Source organism: Streptomyces sp. NBC_00425 (assembly GCF_036030735.1).
Taxonomy (GTDB): domain Bacteria; phylum Actinomycetota; class Actinomycetes; order Streptomycetales; family Streptomycetaceae; genus Streptomyces.
In genome coordinates, this window is the sequence record NZ_CP107928.1 from 1,314,248 (window position 1) to 1,334,312 (window position 20,065).

Consider the following 20,065-nt stretch of genomic DNA (forward strand, 5'->3'; position numbering starts at 1 on the left):
GCAGCCATCCAACCGACGAAAGGACACCCCATGGCCCTTCTCGACCTGCAGACGATGGAATCCGACGAGCACACCGGCGGCGGCGGCAACAGCACCGTCAGTCTGCTGTCGTGCATCAGCGCGGCGAGCGTCCTGCTCTGTCTCTGACGGGCGTGACCCGCACGGCACGCACGACGCGTTCGCAGACGTCGTCGTGCTGACCGCCCCGGGCGGCCCGCTCCCCCACGAGGGACGGGCCGTCCGGGGTCCGGTCTTCCCCGAGACCCCGAGACCCCGAGTCCGCGAGTCCCCGAGAACGCACGGGAGCAGCATGCCGACCGACCGGACCACCGATGACGGGCTGCTCGGCGCGGCGGCCCGGCACAGCGGCTCGCGTTGCACGGCCCTGGTGCTGCTCGGCGTCATGGCGACGGGCGCCGGGCTGCTCCTGCCGGCCGCCCTCGGCCGGGCCCTCGACCTGTTGCTCGCCCACGCCCCCGCGACCCGCTGGGTGCTGTACTGCGGGGCCCTGGTGCTGCTGCTGACCCTGCTGGACGCGTGCGAGACCGTCCTCGGCGGCACGCTCGACGCCCGCAGCACCGCCTTCCTGCGCCGCAGGGTCACCGGGCACGTCCTCGCCGCCGGCCCGCGGGTCGCCGTCCGCTTCGGGGCCGGCGACCTCGTGGCGCGGGTGGTCGGCAGCGCCGCGCAGGCCGGTGCGGGCCCCGCCGCCCGGGCCGCGCTGCTGGCCGCGCTCGCCGGACCCGTCGGGGCGGTCGCGGCGCTCGCCGTCCTCGACCCGTGGCTCGCGGCCGTGTTCCTCACCGGCGCGCCGCTCCTGGCCCTGCTGCTGAGGGCGCTCGCCCGCGACACCTCGGCGGCCGCGGCCGGCTACCAGCGGGCGCAGGGGCGGATCGCCGACGCGCTCGCCCAGGCGATCGACGGCGCCCGCACGATCCGCGCGGCCGGCACGCAGGCCCGCGACACGGCACGCGTCCTGCGCCCGCTGCCCGAGCTGTCGCAGGCGGGCCGGCGCATGTGGCGGGTGCAGGGCCGGGCGGCGGCGCAGGCCGTGACGGTGGCGCCGCTGCTGCACCTCGGCGTCGTCGCCGTGGCCGGACTGCTGCTCACCCGGCACCGGCTGTCGCCGGGCGACGTGCTCGCCGCGTCGCGCTACGCCGTGCTGGCGACCGGCGTCGGCGTGCTGGTGGGCCGGCTGTCCGGCCTGGCCCGGTCCCGTGCGGCCGCCGCCCGTCTGGGCGAAGTCCTGGCCGAGCCCGCTCCGGCCTACGGCGACCGCCGTCTCCCGCCGGACGGTCCGGGCCGGCTGGAGTTCCGCGGGGTGAGCGCCCGCCGCGGCGGCCGTACGGTCCTGGACGGCGTCGACCTGGTCGTGCCGGGCGGGACGACCCTGGCGCTGGTGGGCCGCTCGGGCGCGGGCAAGTCCCTGCTGGCCGCGTTGGCGGGCCGGCTCGCCGACCCGGACGCCGGTGAGGTCCTGCTGGACGGCGTCCCGCTGCCCGACCTCCCCCGGTCCGCTCTGCGGGCGGAGATCGCCCAGGCCTTCGACCGCCCGGCCCTGCTGGGCGCGACCGTCGAGGACACCCTCGCACTGAGCGCCCCCGGCCGCGCCCCCTCCCCCGCCCTGGTCCGCGAGGCCGCCCGCACGGCCCGCGCGGACGACTTCGTCCGCCGCCTGCCCCACGGCTACGCCACGCTCTGCGCCGACGCCCCGCACTCCGGCGGCGAGGCCCAACGCCTCGGCCTGGCCCGCGCGTTCGCGCACGGCGGCCGGCTCCTCATCCTCGACGACGCCCTCTCCAGCCTCGACACGATCACCGAACGCCAGGTCACGGACGTCGTGTTCGGCCCGGCGACGGGCGCCACCCGGCTCGTCACCGCCCATCGCGCCGGCACGGCAGCCCGCGCCGACCGGGTGGCCTGGCTGGACGGCGGCCGCGTCCGCGCCGTGGGCGCCCACCGGGAGCTGTGGCAGCTGCCGGAGTACCGGGCGGTCTTCGGCGCGGCGGGCGACCCGGCGGCCGAAGCGAGGACCGGGACCGGCGCGCGGCCCGCCGGCGGCGAAGGCCGGGAGGGGGGCCGATGAGCGCCGCACGGGGCGGGCGGCGCGGGCTCACGGTGCACGCGGGCCGGTTCCTGGCGAGGCGGCGGTGGGCGCTGGTGCGGCTCGCCGGGTGGTCGGTGCTGGAGGCCGGCCAGACCTTCCTGCTCGGATACGCCCTGGCCAAGGCCCTGGACGACGGTTTCCTCGCCGGACGCGCCGATGTGGGGCTGTGGTGGCTGGGAACCGCCGGGCTCGGGGTGCTCGTGGGCGCGTACGGCACCGCGCGGGTGTACGGCGCGGTAGCGGCGCTGGTCGAACCGCTCCGGGACGGGCTGGTCGCCGGGGTGGTGGAGCGGGGGGTGCGCGAGGCGGACCGAGGGGCGCTCTCGGGCCTCACCCAGCAGGTGGAGATCGCCCGGGACGCCTTCGCCGGGCTGATCATGGTCTCCCGCTCGTTCGTGTTCACCTCCGTCGGCGCGCTGGCCGGTCTGAGCTCGCTCGCGCCGCCGCTGCTGCTGGTCGTCGCGCCGCCGCTGGCCGCCGGGGTGGCGCTGTTCGCGGTGACCCTCGGTCCGCTGGCGCGACGGCAGGAGGCGTATCTCGGCGCGGACGAGGCGCTGGCGAAGAGCCTGGGCGCCGTCTGCCCGGGGCTGCGGGACGTCACGGCGGCCGGTGCGGAGGACCGGATCGCCGCCGACACGGCCGCCCTGGTCGACGCCGAGCTGCGCGCGGCACGCGCCCTGGCCCGGTGGGGCGTGGCCCGCGTGGTCTGCCTCGCGCTGGGCGGCCACCTCCCCCTGGTCCTGCTGCTGGCCGGCGCGCCCTGGCTCCTGGCCCACGGCGTCACCCCCGGAGCGCTGGTCGGCGCCCTCGCCTATGTGACGCAGTCCCTGCTCCCGGCGCTGACCGGCCTCATCCACGGTCTGGGCACGAGCGGCTCCCGCCTCGCCGTCGTCCTGCGCCGTTTGACGGCACCCGAGGAGGGGACCGGCGCGCCCCCCGTCGAGGGCACCGACCCGGCGCCCCCCGCTCGCACCCCGCACCCTGGCCCGATGCCGGCCCCGCGGGTCGGTCCGCCGGCCTCCCCGCCGGCCGCCCCGGAGGGCGAGGACTCCTCCCACGGTCGGGCGGGCGCCGCACCGGCCCCCGGCCGGACCGCACCCACGATCCCGCCTCGCACCCCGACCCGCCCCCGCACCGCCCAGGGCCGGCCCGTGCCCACCCCGTCCGACCGCCCGGCGAACGGCTCGTCCCCCGGCCCGCCGGCCGCCGCTCTTTCGCTGGACGCCCTCTCCTTCGCCTACGGACCCGCCTCCGCACCCGTCGTCGACGGCCTCACGCTGAGTCTGCCCGCCGGGGCGCATCTGGCCGTGGCAGGTCCGAGCGGGGTCGGGAAGTCGACGCTGACCGCACTGGTCGCCGGGCTGCTGACACCCGTGGGCGGCGCGATCCGGATCTGCGGCCGGCCGGTGCCGGGCGCCCAGGCCGCCGCGCGGCGCGTGCTCATCCCTCAGGAGGCGTACGTGTTCGGGGGCACCCTCGGTGAGAACCTCGGGCACCTTCGACCGGACCACGTGCCCGAGGAGGAGATGCTGGCCGCCGCCTCCGCGGTCGGGCTGGCCCCGCTGATGGACGCGCTGGGCGGGCCGGCGGCACGGATCGACCCGGCGGCGCTGTCGGCGGGCGAGCGCCAGCTGATCGCGCTGACGCGCGCGTACCTGTCGTCCGCCCCGCTCGCCCTCCTGGACGAGGCGACCTGTCATCTGGACCCGGAGGCCGAGGCGCGCGCCGAGCGGGCGTTCGCGGCCCGGCCGGGCGGCACCCTGGTCGTCGTCGCCCACCGCGTCAGCTCGGTCCTGCGCGCCGAACGGGTGCTGGTCATGGACGGTCCGCGCACGACGTACGGGACGCACGACGAGGTGCTGCGCCGCTCTCCCCTCTACCGTGACCTGGTCGGCGGCTGGACGGCCGCCACGGACGCCGGGACGACCGCGAACGGCGGACGGGCGTCACAGCCAGCCCTGCCCCTGCGAGATGCGGATGGCGTCGACGCGGTTGCGGGCGCCGGTCTTGCGGGTGATCGCCGCCATGTAGTTGCGCACGGTCCCGTGGGACAGGTGCAGACTCCCGGCGATCTCCGCGACGGAGGCGCCCTCGGCGGCGAGGGTCAGCACGCTTAACTCCCGACGGGTCAGCGGCATCTCGGCGGCCTTGAGGAAGCCGAACCCCAGCGAGTCGGTGACGAAACGTTCCCCCTGAGCGACCCTGCGGATACCCCGCAGCAGTTGCTCCGGCGTGCCCGCCTTGTCGACGTACCCGAGCGCCCCCGCCTCCAGCGCCCGTTTCAGCAGGCCCGGCCGGTGCGCACTGGCCAGGACCAGCAGCCGCGGCGACGGCGTCCCGCCGCCGCGCGGGCACAGGTCGCCCAGCGGCGGGATGCCGTACGTGTCCGAGCAGTCGAGATCCGCCGCGCACACGTCCGGCCGGACCGCCCCGACCCGGCCCGGCGCGCTGCGCCACGGAGTGTCCTCGACCCGCAGATCGGGCTCCCTGGACAGCCACTGCGAGAGGACCGATCTGACCAGACACGCGTCGTGCACCAGAAGTACCCGGATCACTGCCGCCCCTTCAGCTCGCCGTACGCCGGCTCGTGGTGGTGAACGCGTGCCCATTGTTGGGCTCCGGGACCGCTTCGCGGGCACGAAGATCCGGCCATCAGGGTGCGCGGGGGCGCACACGGGGCGGTCATACGCCGTCGCGCGCTTCGACCGAGGGGGCATGGGGCCGGCTCGACGGGGTACGGAACAGCAGCTCCCGGGGTCCGTTCGCCGTGCGCGTCGCGCCGTCAGAGGGCAGATTTGGAGCCGGACACCCGCGCGACACCGGGCGAGGAGGTGGTCGCCGTGCCCGAGCAGACGTCCGGCCAGGCGCCGGCGGCCATGTGGGCGCCGGGCGGCCAGCCGCTGCTCTCCCTCGCGCTCACCTCGATGATGGACGCCGTCGGCGCGCACTCCGGAGCCGTGTACCTGCGGCCGGGCGACGGGACGGTCCTGGAGATGGCGGTGATGGCGGGGCTGCCCCGGTCCTTCGCCGCGCCCTGGGAGCGCGTCGGCCTGAGCGCGCCGATCCCGGTCGCCGAAGCGGTGCGCGAACGCCGGCTGGTGTGGGTGGGCGGGGAGGAGGAGATGGCCCGGCGGTATCCGCGCATCGCGGTCGTCCTGCCGTACCCCTTCGCACTGGCCGCGCTGCCCGTGGCCACCGGGACCCGGGCCTACGGCGCGGTCTTCGTCACCTGGCCCGGCTCCCACCCGCCGGAGCTGTCCGAACGGGAGCGGAGGGAGCTGACGTCGGCCTGCGAGCGGCTCGCCCTGCGGCTGGAGCGCGCGGCGGCGCGGAATCTCGCGGTGCGGGCCGAATCGGACGTCCTGGACTCCGGCCCGGTGGGCGGGGTCTCCGACACGCTGGGCACCGTGGAGGCGGCGCGGATGGTGTCCCGGCTGCCGTACGGGATGTGCTCGCTGGATCTGAGGGGGCGGGTGGGGTTCGCGAACGGCGCCGCCGCCGAGATGCTCGGCGTGCCGGTGAGCGGGCTGCTGGGCTCGCAGTTGTGGGCGGCCGTGCCGTGGCTCAACGATCCCATGTACGAGGAGCGCTACCGGGCCGCGCTGATCGGTCAGGACGCCACCTCCTTCGTCGCGCTGCGCCCGCCCTCCGAATGGCTGTCGTTCCGTCTGTATCCGAGCACCACCGGCATCAGCGTGCGGATCAGCCGGGCCCGGTCCGTGTCGCAGATGGGGCCGGCCGGGGCCCGCTCCGGGGACGCACCGACCCGGCTGGTGTCGATGTCGCAGGCGCTGAGTCTGGCCGGGGCGCTCACCGAGACCGTGAGCGTGCAGGACGTCGTCGGGATGGTGGCGGACGAGATCGCGCCGGCGGTGGGCAGCAAGGCGCTGGCACTGCTCGGCGCGCGGGCGGGCCGGCTGCGTGTGCTCGGGCACCACGGATATCCCGACCCGGCCGCGGTGGAGCAGTTCGACGGGATGTCGCTGACCGCCCCGACGCCGGGCGCGCGCGCCGTCTCCCACGGTGTGCCGGCGTTCTTCGACTCTCCGCAGCAGCTGCAACGCCTGTACCCGGCCCGGCCCGTCACCGCCGAGGGATTCGGCTCCTGGGCCTATCTGCCGCTGATCGCCTCCGGCCGTCCGGTGGGCGCCTGTGTGCTGGCCTACGCCGAGCCGCACCCGTTCTCCACGCACGAGCGCGCGGTGCTGACCAGCCTGGCAGGACTGATCGCGCAGGCCCTGGACCGCGCCCTGCTGTACGACACCAAGCACCGGCTGGCGCACGGACTGCAGGCGGCGCTGCTGCCGCCGTCCCTGCCGAGGCTGGCCGGTGTCGAGGCGACCGCCCGCTATCTGCCCGCGACGCGTGGCATGGAGATCGGCGGGGACTTCTACGACCTGGTGCCCTCGCCGCCGCTCGCGGCGGCCGTGATCGGCGACGTGCAGGGACACAACGTGACGGCGGCCGGTCTCATGGGGCAGCTGCGCACCGCCGTCCGCGCCTACACGACGGTGGGCCAGGAGCCGGCGGAGGTCATGCGCAGCACCAACCGGCTGCTGATCGACCTCGGCTCCGACCTGCTGGCGAGCTGTCTGTACCTGCGGCTCGACCCTGCGGGCGGCCGGGCGGTCATGGCCCGGGCCGGTCATCCCCCGCCGCTGCTGCGCCGTGCGAACGGGCGGGTCCGGGTGCTGGACCTGGCGGGCGGGCCGCTGCTGGGCATCGACGCCTCGGCGACGTACCCGACGACGGAGGTGGATCTCTCCCCCGGCTGCGTCCTCGCCCTGTACACGGACGGGCTCATCGAGAAGCCCGGGGTGGACATCGAGGACGCGGTGGCCGAGCTGGGGCGGCGGCTCGCCGAGCACGGTGACCGCCCGCTGGAGGAGCTGGCCGACGAACTGGTGGGGCGCTATGCGCAGGCCGAGGACCGGATCGACGACGTGGCCCTGCTGCTCCTGCGGGCCCGGCCGGACGGCTGAGCGGACGTCGCCCGGGGAGACGCCGGGCAAGACGCCGACGGTCCGGCCCTCGCTGGAGGACCGGACCGTTCGGATGGCGCTGTGTCAGTGCGACTCGGTCACACCCGAGCCGTCCTGGCCGTTGTCGTTCTGGTTCTGGTTCTGGTTCTGGTTCTGGCGGTTGTTCTGCTTGCCGCCGTTCTGGTTCTGCTTGCCGCCGTTCTGGTCCACGCCGCCGTCGGCAGCCTCGCCGCCGCCCTGGATGGCCTCACCGGTGTTGTCGTCGATGCCGTCGCCGTTCGCGTCCACCGCACCGGCACCGGCCTCGCCGCCGCCCTGGATCGCCTCACCGGTGTTGTCGTCGATGCCGTCGCCGTTCGCGTCCACCGCACCGGCACCGGCCTCGCCGCCGCCCTGGATCGCCTCACCGGTGTTGTCGTCGATGCCGTCGCCGTTCGCGTCCACCGCACCGGCGCCCGCCTCGCCGCCGCCGACCGCGTCACCGGCGCCGACGCCGCCGTCGCCGAGCGTCGCGCCGACCGCCGCCAGAGCGGTGGTCACCGGCTGGAAGAAGGTCTCGCCGCCGACCGTGCAGTCACCGCTTCCGCCGGACGTCAGACCGATCGCCTGACCGTCCTGGGTGAAGAGCGAGCCGCCGCTGTCTCCGGGCTCGGCGCAGACGTCGGTCTGGATGAGGCCGGTGACGGTGCCCTCGGGGTAGTTCACCGTGGCGTCGAGACCGAGCACCTGACCGTCCTTGAGGCCGGTCGTGCTGCCCATCCGGAAGACCTGCGTGCCGACGGTCGCCTCGGCCGCCTGGCTGATCGCGACCTTCTGCTGACCGGTGTTGACCTCGCTGGGCGCCTGGGTGTTCGCGTCGTCGTACTTCACAAGAGCGAAGTCGCCGTCGCCCGGGAAGGTCGCCTGGTCGACGGTGGCGATCGGCTGGCCGGTCTCGGAGTCGGACCACTGCTTGGCCGCGACACCGCAGTGACCTGCCGTCAGGAACGCCGGGGAGCCGTCGCCCGCCGTCACGTTGAAGCCGAGGGAGCAGCGCGCCCCGCCGCCGAATATCGCGTCTCCGCCGGAGACGAGCGGCTTGAGGGTGCCGGCCGACTTCTTGATGGTCGCCATGCTCGAGCCGAGGGACTGCACGGTCGAGTCGATCCGGTCCCACTTCTTGCCGGTGACCGTGGAGTCGGCGGTGACGAGGATCTTGTTCGTCCTCGGGTCGACGGCCCAGGAGGTGCCGGGGACGGTCGCCTTCGTCTTCAGCGTCTTCGCGGCCGCCTCGAGTTCGGCCTTGCTGTTCTCCACCTCGCGGACCTTGGCGCCCGCCTTCTCGGCCTGCGCGACGACGTTGTTCTTGTCGCCGGAGACGTTCACGACGTTGACGACCAGTTGCTTGCCGGCGTCGTCGTAGTACGAGCCGGCGAAGGCGTCACCGAGCAGCTTCTCGAGCTGGGACGCGAGGTCCGAGGCGTCGCCCGCCTTCAGGGTCTTCACCGAGGCGGCTCCGGTTGTGCCGCCGTCCTGGGAGGCGTTGGCCTGGGGAAGCAGGATGGCCGCCGCTCCGAGGGCCGCCACACCGCCTGCCGCGATGATGGCCTTGCGCTTCGTAACTCGCTTGTGACTCAAAAAACTCGACCTCCTGGGGGGACGGGGTCTGACTGCCGGTGCGGCAGCTCCGTACATCCGTACAGCGGCGCCTGGTTGGCCATGGGTACGCAGGCGGCGCCCGGGGCGTTCAATCGCGATTGCCAACTTCCTTTGCGAAACGCTGAATCGGCCATGACCCGCGCCCGGCCGCGCGAGCCGGGGAGCTGTCGCCCATATCGCGATGACGACCACCGAAACCGACAAGATCCTTTCCAGGGGTTTCGCTCCCCCGGCGCTCCCGCCGGGCCTCTGCGCCCCGGCCCCCGACAAGGACCCGCTCGTTCCGCTTCGTCACTGGTCAACGGCGCTCGCACCGGGCGCCGGAGGGACGACGGCGGTGAGCGTTCACGGGTGCCGCGGACCCGGGGCCGGCGATCGACGCCGTGGCCCGCGGGGAGCCCGGACGGTGGGTGCGACGCGGTGTCCGACGGCGCGTCAGGCGCGCTGAGACGTCGGCCGGATCCGCACACCGTGGCCGGATCCGACGCCTCACCGACGACCGGAAGCACCCACGTTCCGCAGCCGCACGGCGACTCTGCGTCGAGGACGGGCGGTGGAATCCCCGCTTCGGGAAATCTGCACAGCGCATGCCCAAGCAGGTCACCGTCGCAATGGGTTCTGCACATCTGCGCGGCCCCGGCCGGGCCTTTGGGGACGGAGTGTCGGATTCGCCGTGAGGATGCCGGGCGCTCATCCGAGCGAATCCCGTCCGAGGTGTGAAGAAGTCGGCTCCAAGGCGTGGCCGCACCTGCACGGTTTGACGCTCCTGTGACGCAAGTGCCCAGGTGAGAGCGGTGATTGATTGGATGTCCGAGCCATGGAGCTGCTTTAGTCCAACGCACCGCAGGCCGCCGCGGTCTTCCGGAGACGGGGGCCCGGCGCCGGCGTTCGCGGCCGTCGTCTGTCCCCCAGAGGGGGCCGCTCCCCCTTATGAATACCCATGTGAAGGGAAGTCCCCCCATGAACTCCACCCCCCAGGTTGAGACCGTCGAGATCTCCGACGCCGAGCTGGACAACGTCTCCGGCGGTCTGGCCCTGAACGCCCTCGGCACCGTCACCGGCCTGGTGGACGGCATCGCCCCCGTCTCGTCCCTGGTCGACACCGCCGTCGGCACCGTCGAGGGCGTCACCGGCCTGAGCACCGCCCCGGTCACCAACCTGGTCGCCGGTCTCTGATCGCGCCCTTGTGACCCTTTGAGTCCCGGAGCCGTCACCCGGCTCCGGGACTCGTCGGTGCGCGAAGACACCCCAGGGAAGCCCTGTGCAGTTCCGCCAACAGGCCCTCGCCAAGCTCCAGTCACCGGAGGAACTCGACCTGCCGGTGCGTTTCGCACGCCCGCAGGGCTGGCTGGTGCTGTCCGTGACGGTGGTCGTCCTGGCGGCCGCGTCCGTGTGGGCGGTGACCGGGTCGGTCACGTCCACCGTGGACGCACCCGCCGTCCTCACCCACGGCGAGGGCAGCTACCTCCTGCAGAGCCCCGCCGCCGGCCAGGTCACCGCCGTCCTCGCGAAAGAGGGCGAGCGGCTGCCCGCCGAGGCCCCCGTGCTCAAGGTGCGGACCCCCGAGGGGACCACCGTGGTGCGGACGGTCGCCGCGGGCCGCATCACCGCGCTCGCCGCCTCCATCGGACAGATCATCTCCACCGGCGCGAACGTGGCAGCCGTCGAGAAGGTCGCCGGCGCCGACGATCCGCTGTACGCCACGGTGTACGTCCCTGCGGAGAACGCGGCCTCGATCCCACGGGACGCGGCCGTGGACCTCACCGTGCAGACCGTGCCGTCCCAGCGGTACGGAGTGCTGCGCGGCCGGGTCAAGTCGGTGGACCGCACGGCCCAGTCGGCGCAGCAGATCGCCGCGTTCCTCGGCGACAGCCAGCTGGGCGAGCAGTTCACCGAGGAGGGCCGCCCGGTGGCGGTGCTGGTCCGCCTCGAGAAGTCCTCGGAGACCGAGAGCGGGTACCGGTGGTCGTCCGCGGGCGGCCCGCCCTACGGTCTCGCCTCCATGACCATGGCCACGGGCTCGATCCGGCTGGCCGACCAGCATCCCCTCGATTGGCTGCTCCCGTGACCGCCGCAGATCAGACCCGTGGCCGACGGCGGGCCGCGCCGCCCCGGCGTCCGGTCCCCAAGAGCCGGGTGAAGACCGTCCGCACGCCCACGGTGCTGCAGATGGAGGCCGTGGAGTGCGGGGCCGCCTCCCTCGCCATGGTGCTCGCCCACTACGGCCGGCACGTCCCGCTGGAGGAGCTGCGCATCGCGTGCGGGGTCTCCCGGGACGGTTCGCGCGCGAGCAACCTGCTGAAAGCGGCCCGCAGTTACGGGCTGACGGCCAAGGGCATGCAGATGGACCTGGCCGCGCTCGCCGGTGTCGGCACGCCGGCGATCCTCTTCTGGGAGTTCAACCACTACGTCGTCCACGAGGGCCTGGGCCGGCGCTTCGGCCGGCGCGGCGTGTTCGTCAACGACCCCGGCAAGGGCCGGCGGTTCGTGCCCATGGAGGACTTCGACGGCAGCTTCACGGGTGTCGTGCTGGTGCTGGAGCCGGGTGCGGACTTCGAGCGGGGCGGGCGCAGACCCGGTGTGCTGGGCGCGATGCCGGCCCGGCTGCGCGGCACCGCGGGCACCCTGCCGGCCGCCGTGCTGGCGAGCCTGCTGCTGGTTCTGGTCGGGGCGGCGGTGCCGGCGCTGAGCCGGACCTGGATCGACACGTTCCTGATCGGCGGTCAGACCTCGCTGCTGGGAGTGCTGTTCGCGTCGATGGGCACGTGCGTGGCGCTCACGGTCGCGCTGACCTGGCTCCAGCAGGCCAACCTCCACCACGGCCGGATCATCTCCTCGACGTTGTCCAGCGCCCGCTTCCTGCGGCATCTGCTGCGGCTGCCGGTGACCTTCTTCTCCCAGCGCAGCCCGGCCGACCTGGTCCAGCGCCTGCAGTCGAACGACGCCGTCGCCGAGACCCTGGCCCGCGATCTGGCGTCGGCGGGCGTGGACGCGGTGGTCGTCGTCCTGTACGCCTTTCTCCTCTACTCGTACGACCCGCAGTTGACGTACGTCGGCGTCGGGGTGGCGCTGCTGAACATCGTCGCCATGCGGATCGTCGTCCGGATGCGGGCGACCCGGACGGCGAAGCTGCGCGCGGACAACGCGAGGCTCACCAACACGGCGTACACCGGGCTGCAGTTGATCGAGACGATGAAGGCGACCGGCGGCGAGGACGGCTACTTCCGCAAGTGGGCCGGTCAGCACGCGACCACCCTGGAGGAGCAGCAGCGGCTCGGGGTGCCGAGCGCCTGGCTGGGCGTGGTGGCGCCGACGCTCGCGACGCTCAACAGCGCGCTGATCCTGTGGATCGGCGGGATGCGCGCGATCGAGGGCCATGTCTCGGTGGGTCTGCTGGTCGCCTTCCAGGCACTGGTCACCCGCTTCACCGCGCCGCTGACCCGGCTCAACGGCGTGGCGGGCCGGATCCAGGACTTCGCCGCGGACGTGGCCCGGCTGAAGGATGTGGAGAACTTCCGCGCCGACCCGCTCTACGACCGCCGCGAGGGCGCCGGCTCCACGCGCCGGCTGCGCGGTCACGTCGAGCTGGAGAACATCTCGTTCGGCTACAGCCCGCTGGACAAGCCGCTGCTGACCGGCTTCGACCTGACCGTCGGGCCCGGGCAGCAGGTGGCGCTGGTGGGCGGCTCGGGCAGCGGCAAGTCGACGGTCTCGCGGCTCATCTCGGGCCTGTACGCGCCCTGGGAGGGCGTGATCCGGATCGACGGGCAGCGGCTGGAGGACATCCCGCGGGGGGCGCTGGCCTCGTCCGTCTCCTTCGTCGACCAGGAGGTGTTCCTGTTCGAGGGGTCGGTCCGCGACAACGTGGCGCTGTGGGACCCGTCGATCCCCGACGACGCGATCGAGGACGCCCTGCGCGACGCGGCGCTCCTCGACGTCGTCCTGCGCAGGCCCGGCGGCATCCGCAGCAGGGTGGAGCAGGACGGCCGCAACTTCTCCGGCGGGCAGCGCCAACGGCTCGAGATCGCGCGGGCGCTGGTGCGCCGGCCCAGCATCCTGGTGCTGGACGAGGTGACCAGCGCACTGGACGCGGAGACCGAGCAGACGGTCATGGACAACCTGCGCCGACGCGGCTGTGCGTGCGTGGTGATCGCCCACCGGCTGAGCACGGTGCGCGACAGCGACGAGATCGTCGTGCTCCGGCACGGCACGGTCGTGGAGCGCGGTCGGCACGAGGAACTGGTGGCGCGCGGCGGCTCGTACGCGGCCCTGGTCAGGGAGCGATGACATGACTGCCGTGTCCGAGGGCGGGCTCGACGTCGTGCTCGCCGCGCTGGGCCGGATGGGCTCGCGCATCGACTGCGCCGGCTCGGGCCGCCTCGACCTGGAGGGCCCGCAGGTGCTGTGGCTGGTCGCGTCGGGCGCGCTCGACCTGTTCGCGGTGGACGCCGGGGAGCAGGGTCACTGGCACCATCTGGGCCGGCTGGAGGCGGGCGCGCTGCTGCTCGGGCCGGTCGCCGGGCCCCGGCACACTCTGGTCGCGCGCCCGTCGCGGGACTGCGTGGTGCACCGCGTCGGGCTGCGTGAGCTGTACCAGCCCGCGCACACCCGGACCTGGTCGTACGACGAGTACGGCAACCCCCGCTATGTGCCGCCGACGTCGAGTCCGCTGGAGTACGCGCTGGCCCTCGGCGTCGGCCGCGGTCTGTCGGTCCTGTTCCAGGCGCCGATGGCCGCGGAGGGGCCCGCGGAGGTCCAGGACGACGACGTGTTCTGGATGGAGGTCCCGCCGGGCAGTGTGCAGTACGGCTCGCTGTACGGCGAGGAGGCGGCCGCCGACCTGCTGATGGACCCGGCGGTGTGGCAGTCCATGGTCGACCAGCAGTACCGGCTGCTGACCACGCTGGACCGCTGGATCGAGCAGCTGGAACGCACCCACGAGACCCGCACGGCCGCCGGGATCAAGGCCGGCGAGGCGGTGCGCGCCCAGGCCGACCGGACGCTGCTCGCGTCGATCGGCAGGAAGTCGGGGCAACGCGCGACGGGCGCCGACGCCGACGCGACCTTCGCGGCCTGCCGGCTGGTCGCGCGGGCCGCCGGGATCGCTCTCGTCGAGCCCGCCCGGGCGGGCGACGACGGAGACCGGCTGGACCCGGTCGAGCGGGTCGCCGTGGCCTCGCGGGTGCGGGCCAGAGCCGTCCGCCTCGACGGCCGCTGGTGGCGCGACGACGTGGGGCCGCTGGTCGGGCGCCGGGCGCTGTCCGGGGCGCCCGTCGCGCTGCTGTGGCGGCGTGGCGGCTATGTCGCCGTGCATCCGGCGACCGGTCGGGAGACCCCGGTCGAGAAGGCCAACGCGGAGGAGTTCGAGCCGCGGGCCGTCATGTTCTACCGGCCGCTGCCGGAGCGGCGGCTCGGCCCGCTCGGGCTGCTGCGGTTCTGTATGCGCGGCACCGCGGGGGATCTGACGAACCTGCTGCTGAGCGGGTTGGTGACGGTGGCGATCGGGGCGCTGGTGCCGATCGCCACCGGCAAGGTGCTCGGCGAGTACGTGCCGAAGGCCCAGCAGGGTCTGATCGTGCAGGTGTGTCTGGCCGTGATGGTCGCCGGCGTGGTCGCGGCGGCGTTCACGCTGCTGCAGAACCTGACCATCCTGCGGCTGGAGGGCCGGGTCGAGGCGACGCTCCAGCCGGCGGTGTGGGACCGGCTGCTCAGGCTGCCGACGACGTTCTTCGCCGAACGGTCCACGGGTGAGCTGGCCAGTGCCGCGATGGGCGTCAGCGCGATCCGCCGGCTGCTGGCGGGGCTCGGACCCTCGGTCGCGCAGTCCGTCACGATCGGCGCGATGAACCTGGGGCTGCTGCTCTGGTACAGCGTGCCGATGGCGCTGGCCGCGATCGGCATGCTGGTCGTGATCGCGTCCGTGTTCCTGGCGCTCGGGCTGTGGCAGGTGCGCTGGCAGCGGCGGCTGGTCGTGCTCTCCAACAAGCTGAACAACCAGGCGTTCCAGACGTTGCGCGGGCTGCCGAAGCTGCGGGTGGCGGCGGCCGAGAACTACGCGTACGCGGCCTGGGCGGCGCAGTTCGCGCGCAGTCGTGAGCTGCAGCAGCGGCTCGGCCGGATCAAGAACCTCAGCACGGTGCTGGGCTCGGTGTACCTGCCGCTGTGCTCGCTGCTGATGTTCATGCTGCTGGCGGGCCCTGCCCGGGGGGCGCTGTCGGCGGCGGACTTCCTCACCTTCAACACTTCGATGACGATGCTGCTCACCTCGGTCACCTCGTTGACCGGCGCGTTCGTGTCGGCGGTGGCCGCGTTGCCGCTGCTCGAGGAGATCCGGCCGGTACTGGAGGCCACCCCGGAGGTGCGCGCCGCGAGCACCCGTCCCGGCCCGCTGACCGGCGCGCTCGAGGCCCGCCGGCTCTCGTTCCGCTACTCCGACGACGGTCCCCTCGTCCTCGACGACGTCTCCTTCGAGGTGCGGCCGGGCGAGTTCGTGGCGGTCGTCGGCCCGAGCGGCTGCGGCAAGTCGACGTTGCTGCGGCTGCTCATCGGCTTCGACGGGCCCCTCTCGGGCAGTGTGCTGTACGACGGCCAGGACCTGGCCGCGCTGGACCAGGCGGCGGTGCGCCGGCAGTGCGGGGTGGTGCTCCAGCACGCCCAGCCGTTCACCGGCTCGCTGCTGGACGTCATCTGCGGGACCGGGACCTATACGCCGGAGGAGGCGATGGCGGCCGCGGAGCTGGCGGGGCTCGCGGAGGACATCCGGCGTATGCCGATGGGGCTGCACACGATCGTCTCCGGCAGCGGGTCCGTCTCGGGCGGTCAGCGGCAGCGGCTCATGATCGCGCAGGCGCTGATCCGGCGGCCGCGCATCCTGTTCTTCGACGAGGCGACCAGCGCCCTCGACAACGAGACGCAGCGCACGGTCATCGAGAGCACGCGCAAGCTCAACGCGACGCGCGTGGTCATCGCGCACCGGCTGTCGACGGTGATGGACGCCGACCGGGTGATCGTGATGGAGAACGGCAGGATCGCCCAACAGGGCCCGCCGGCGCAGCTCCTCGCGGACACCGGAGGCCGGCTGCACGAGCTGGTGCGACGGCAGCTGGCGTAGACCCCGCCGGACGTGCCCGGCCGCGTGATCGTCCCCTGGCCCATCCGGCCCGCGCTAACGAAACTTTGCCGTTTCGCAGAATCTGGTCTAGCCTCCATGTGTACGAAACAGTTTCGTTTACGTGCTCTTTGCCGACGTCCCTGGAGTGGTTCCCCGTGTCCTCCAAAACCCTGACGGAAGACGCCCTCGCCGGCGCCGAACAGGATCCGTCCGCGGCCTCCGCCAAGAAATGGTGGATCCTCGCGGTGGTCGCCCTCGCCCAGCTGATGGTGGTCCTGGACGCCACCATCGTGAACATCGCGCTGCCCTCCGCCCAGGCAGACCTCGGCTTCTCCGACGGCAGCCGGCAGTGGATCGTCACCGCGTACGCCCTGGCCTTCGCCTCCCTGCTGCTGCTCGGCGGCCGCATAGCCGACCTCTTCGGCCGCAAGACGGCCTTCCTGATCGGCGTCGTCGGTTTCGCCGCCGTCTCGGCGCTCGGCGGCGCCGCCACCAACTTCGAGATGCTGGTCACCGCCCGCGCACTGCAGGGCGCGTTCGGCGCGCTCCTCGCCCCGGCCGCGCTCTCCCTGCTCAACACCACGTTCACCGACGCCAAGGAGCGGGCCAAGGCGTTCAGCGTCTACGGCGCCATCGCCGGCGCGGGCGGCGCGGTGGGCCTGCTGCTCGGCGGCATCCTGACCGACGCGCTCGACTGGCGCTGGACGCTCTACGTCAACGTGGCCATCGCCGTCCTCGCCTTCGCGGGCGGCTGGCTCCTGCTCTCCAACCACCGCGACGCCGCGAACTCCAAGCTGGACGTGCCCGGCACCGTCCTGGTCGCCTCCGGACTCTTCGCCCTCGTCTACGGCTTCTCCAACGCGGAGACGCACGACTGGGACTCCCCCCGGACCTGGGGCTTCCTGATCGCGGGCGCCCTGCTGCTCGCCGCCTTCACCTGGTGGCAGACCCGCGCCGCACACCCGCTGCTGCCGCTGCGCATCCTGCTCGACCGCAACCGAGCGGCCTCCTTCTTCGCCGTGCTCATCTCCGGCGCCGGCATGTTCGGCGTGTTCCTCTTCCTCACCTACTACCTGCAGCTGAACCTCGGCTTCAGCCCCACGAAGACGGGTGTGGCGTTCCTGCCGATGGTCGGCGCGCTCATGATCGCCGCGCAGCTCGGCACGACGGTCCTGGTCCCACGGCTGGGCCCGAAGGCGGTCATCCCGCTGGGCTTCGCCATCGCCGCGGCCGGCATGGCCTGGCTGACCGGGATCGGCGTCGGCTCGCACTACCTGAGCGCCGTCCTGCCGCAGCTGGTCGTCACCGGCATCGGCCTCGGTCTGGTCATGCCGCCCGCCATGCAGCTGGCCACCGGCGGGGTCGCCGCCGAGGACGCGGGCGTGGCCTCGGCCACCGTCAACGCGATGCAGCAGGTGGGCGGATCGATCGGCACGGCCCTGCTGAACACCCTCGCCGCGAGTGCCGCGACGGAGTACCTGGCCGGCAAGAACCCGGCGGACAAGCTGGTCCGGGCACAGGCCACCATCGAGAGCTACACCACGGCCTTCTGGTGGTCGGCCGGCTTCTTCGTCGCGGGCGCGGTCATCGCCTTCGCGCTCTTCCGCCGTGGAGTGCCGGAGCAGGACGCCGACGCCGCGCCGGTGATCCACATGTGACGGACCGGGCACAGAACCGCCCACCGGGGAGAGGGGCCGCCGTCCGCACCGGACGGCGGCCCCCACCGGCGTCCGGGCCGTCGACGAACTCCTCTTTATCCCACATCATCCCGTTACGTTCCGTTCCCGCTCGGCGACGCATGAAGGCAAGGGCCTGGGTACTCGCGGTCCATGAGAATCAGCGTGCTGGACGTGGGGTCGAACACCGTGCGGCTCGTGGTCGCCGACGCGGCGGACGGAGTTCCGCTGCCGGTGCACACGGCCAAGTGGCGACTGCGGCTGTCCGAGCAGGTCAAGCCCGGCGACCCCCTCCCGGACGAGGCCGTGGAACGACTCGTGCGGGCGGTCTCCGCCGCGGCCCGGACCGCGGACCGGTGGGGCGCCACGGGGCCGCTCGCCTTCGCCACCGCCGTGGTGCGCGCCGCCCCCAACCGGCAGGCCGTGCTGCGCACCGTCCGCGCGCGCAGCGGCGTCGCGCTGTCCACCCTGCCGGGCGAGGTGGAGGCGGAGCTGACGTTCCTCGGGGCCCGGCGCTGGATGGGCTGGCGGTCGGGACCCCTCGCGCTGATGGACATCGGCGGCGGTTCCTTCGAGATGGCCTTCGGCCGGGGCCGCCTGCCGGACTTCGTCGTCTCCCTGCCGCTGGGCGCGGCCCGCCTCACCCACGACTTCTTCGCGGACCAGGACCCGCCGTCCCCCGAGCTCCTGCGCGCGGTCCGCCGCCGGATCCGTCACCAGCTCAGGGACGTGGCAGCCCGGATCCGCTGGGAGGGCCCGCGCACGGCGGTGGCCACCTCCCGGACCTTCCAGCAGCTCGGCCGGCTGTGCGGCGCGGCGCCCGGGCGGCACGGCCCGTTCATGGACCGCACCCTGCGCCGCGGCGACCTGCGGGAGGCCATCGACAGGCTGGCCGCCCTGCCCTCGGCCGAACGCGCCCGGCTGCCCGGCGTCTCCGCGCCGCGCGCCGCGCAGAGCCTGGCCGGCGCGGTGCTCGGGCACACGGCGATGAAGCTCACCGGGCTCTCCACGCTCACCGTCTGCCCCTGGGCCATCCGCGAGGGCGTCATGCTGCGCCACCTGGAGGACGGCCCGGCCTGGTGGGCGGAGGTCACCCGGCTCGCCGACGACGCAGACGCGCCCCCGGAGCCGATCCCGCTGCACCTCGCGAAACACTGAGACCGATCCGAACCCGGCGGAAGGAAGCCACCGTGCCCGACGACGACCAGCGGCCCGACACCGGCCAGGACCGCCCCCGGACCGCTCTGGAGGAGGTCATCCGCGAGATGGAGGACGCCGAGACCCGCGGCGACGACCCGGACGGCGAGCGTTCCCGGCGCAGGGGAGAGGCCGCCGACGCCCTCCCCACCGACCGGCGCGACGAGGAGGAGTCCCGGGGAGACTGAGCCCCCGGCGCCACACACCCGGACAGAGGGGCGACGCCCTGCGCGACGCCGACGCCCCTTCCCATCGCACCGCCTTCTCCCTTGCACCGCCTTCTCCGTCGAACCGCAGGCCGAGGGGTGTTCCGCCGCCCGCGGGGTACCCGGCCCGCATGGCACACGACCTTGCCGGGCCGCCCCTGCCGGTCCCCCGGGGGCCGATCTCCACGGGCGTCCGCGCATACCTCGAGGACGCGGGCCCGCTCCCGGCGGCCGAGGCGGCGGCGTCCGCCTCCCCGTACGGCGACGACCTGCAGCTGGCCCTGTACCTCTGCTACGAGCTGCACTACCGCGGTTTCGCCGGGGTGTCCCCGGACCGCGAGTGGGACCCGGCGCTGCTGCGGGTCCGGGGCGCGCTGGAACACCGCTTCCTCACCTCCCTGCGCGCGGACACACCGGTCCACGCCTCACTCGACGAGGCGCTGGCGGAGATCCTCGTGGAGCCCGTCGAGGGCACGGGGGTCAGTCACTTCCTGGCCGCCGAGGGCGAGGTCTGGCAGCTGCGCGAGTACGCGGCCCAGCGCTCCCTGTACCACCTCAAGGAGGCGGACCCGCACGCGTGGGTGCTGCCGCGGCTGTGGGGCCGGGCCAAGGCGGCCATGGCGGCGGTGGAGTTCGACGAGTACGGCGGCGGCCGGGCCGAGCGCGTGCACGCCCGGCTCTTCGCGGACCTGATGGAGGACCTGGGGCTGGACACCGGCTACGGCCGCTACCTCGACGCGGCGTGCGCGCAGGCGTTGGCCGTGGTCAACATGATGTCGCTGTTCGGCCTGCACCGGTCCCTGCGAGGCGCGCTGATCGGCCACTTCGCGGCGGTGGAGATCACCTCCTCGCCCGGCTCGCGGCGGCTCGCGCAGGCGATGCGCCGCGCGGACGCCGGCCCCGCCGCCGTGCACTTCTACGACGAGCACGTCGAGGCGGACGCCGTCCACGAGCAGGTCGTGCGCCACGAGGTCATCGCCGGCCTGCTCGAGGAAGAACCCCACCTCGCGGCCGACATCGCGTTCGGCGTCGACGCGACCGGGATGCTGGAGGACCGCCTCGGGAGCCGTCTGCTGGCCGCCTGGCGCTCGGGCGGGTCCTCCCTGCGGATCCCGCTGCCGGAACGGGAGCCCGTCCGCGCCCCCTGA

The 20,065-nt window shown here is 73.9% G+C and carries 13 protein-coding genes and 1 pseudogene; 12 read left to right on the top strand and 2 right to left on the bottom strand.

Translation table 11 applies throughout. The annotated features are described in order from the left end of the window. Positions 1–30 precede the first annotated feature (30 nt). The 3 genes from OHS82_RS05705 (at position 31) to OHS82_RS05715 (ending at position 4,224) form a co-directional block, all read left to right on the top strand. A complete protein-coding gene (locus OHS82_RS05705; protein ID WP_054233519.1) occupies positions 31–147 on the top strand; it encodes a SapB/AmfS family lanthipeptide in 117 nt (38 codons plus the stop codon). Positions 148–310: 163 nt separating this feature from the next. Beyond that, positions 311–2,086 carry an ABC transporter ATP-binding protein gene (locus tag OHS82_RS05710; RefSeq protein WP_328433408.1) on the top strand — a complete coding sequence of 592 codons (1,776 nt, stop codon included), beginning with the start codon at positions 311–313 and terminating at the stop codon, positions 2,084–2,086. Further along, on the top strand, positions 2,083–4,224 hold the full coding sequence (locus OHS82_RS05715; protein ID WP_328433409.1) for an ABC transporter ATP-binding protein: 2,142 nt from the start codon (positions 2,083–2,085) through the stop codon (positions 4,222–4,224). The genes OHS82_RS05710 and OHS82_RS05715 overlap by 4 nt, the downstream gene beginning before the upstream one ends. Here OHS82_RS05715 and OHS82_RS05720 read toward each other — a convergent pair. Continuing rightward, positions 4,138–4,824, bottom strand: a pseudogene (locus OHS82_RS05720) (LuxR C-terminal-related transcriptional regulator); the annotation flags it as partial. The gene OHS82_RS05715 and the pseudogene OHS82_RS05720 overlap by 87 nt on opposite strands. Positions 4,825–4,983: 159 nt before the next feature. Between OHS82_RS05720 and OHS82_RS05725 the strand changes: the two are divergent. Continuing rightward, entirely contained in the window at positions 4,984–7,089 is a 2,106-nt protein-coding gene (locus OHS82_RS05725) for a SpoIIE family protein phosphatase (protein ID WP_199863747.1), read from the top strand. An 84-nt stretch (positions 7,090–7,173) separates the two neighbouring features. On the opposite strand, the gene OHS82_RS05730 is transcribed toward OHS82_RS05725, so the two are convergent. Next, positions 7,174–8,706: a S1 family peptidase gene (locus OHS82_RS05730; RefSeq protein WP_328433410.1), complete on the bottom strand. Its 1,533-nt coding sequence runs from the start codon at positions 8,704–8,706 to the stop codon at positions 7,174–7,176. 981 nt (positions 8,707–9,687) lie between these two features. Between OHS82_RS05730 and OHS82_RS05735 the strand changes: the two genes are divergently transcribed. The 8 genes from OHS82_RS05735 to OHS82_RS05770 all read left to right on the top strand — a co-directional run bounded on the left by OHS82_RS05735 (position 9,688) and on the right by OHS82_RS05770 (position 20,065). Further along, positions 9,688–9,903: a hypothetical protein gene (locus OHS82_RS05735; RefSeq protein ID WP_057577458.1), complete on the top strand. Its 216-nt coding sequence runs from the start codon at positions 9,688–9,690 to the stop codon at positions 9,901–9,903. An 85-nt stretch (positions 9,904–9,988) separates the two neighbouring features. Next, positions 9,989–10,795, top strand: coding sequence for an HlyD family efflux transporter periplasmic adaptor subunit (locus OHS82_RS05740; protein WP_057577460.1), 807 nt, complete (start codon positions 9,989–9,991; stop codon positions 10,793–10,795). After that, positions 10,792–13,014, top strand: a complete 2,223-nt coding sequence (locus tag OHS82_RS05745) for an NHLP family bacteriocin export ABC transporter peptidase/permease/ATPase subunit (protein WP_057577463.1) — start codon at positions 10,792–10,794, stop codon at positions 13,012–13,014. Before OHS82_RS05740 ends, OHS82_RS05745 begins: the two co-directional genes overlap by 4 nt. A 1-nt stretch (position 13,015) precedes the next feature. Further along, positions 13,016–15,838: an NHLP bacteriocin export ABC transporter permease/ATPase subunit gene (locus OHS82_RS05750; protein WP_057577465.1), complete on the top strand. Its 2,823-nt coding sequence runs from the start codon at positions 13,016–13,018 to the stop codon at positions 15,836–15,838. 155 nt (positions 15,839–15,993) lie between these two features. Beyond that, a complete protein-coding gene (locus OHS82_RS05755) occupies positions 15,994–17,496 on the top strand; it encodes an MFS transporter (protein ID WP_057577467.1) in 1,503 nt (500 codons plus the stop codon). Between the two features lie 171 nt (positions 17,497–17,667). Next, the gene (locus tag OHS82_RS05760; RefSeq protein ID WP_328433411.1) at positions 17,668–18,672 is read left to right on the top strand and encodes a Ppx/GppA phosphatase family protein; all 1,005 of its coding nucleotides are present in this window, start codon (positions 17,668–17,670) and stop codon (positions 18,670–18,672) included. Positions 18,673–18,704: 32 nt separating this feature from the next. Continuing rightward, positions 18,705–18,899: a hypothetical protein gene (locus OHS82_RS05765; protein WP_057577470.1), complete on the top strand. Its 195-nt coding sequence runs from the start codon at positions 18,705–18,707 to the stop codon at positions 18,897–18,899. A 149-nt stretch (positions 18,900–19,048) separates the two neighbouring features. After that, on the top strand, positions 19,049–20,065 hold the full coding sequence (locus OHS82_RS05770) for an iron-containing redox enzyme family protein (protein WP_328433412.1): 1,017 nt from the start codon (positions 19,049–19,051) through the stop codon (positions 20,063–20,065).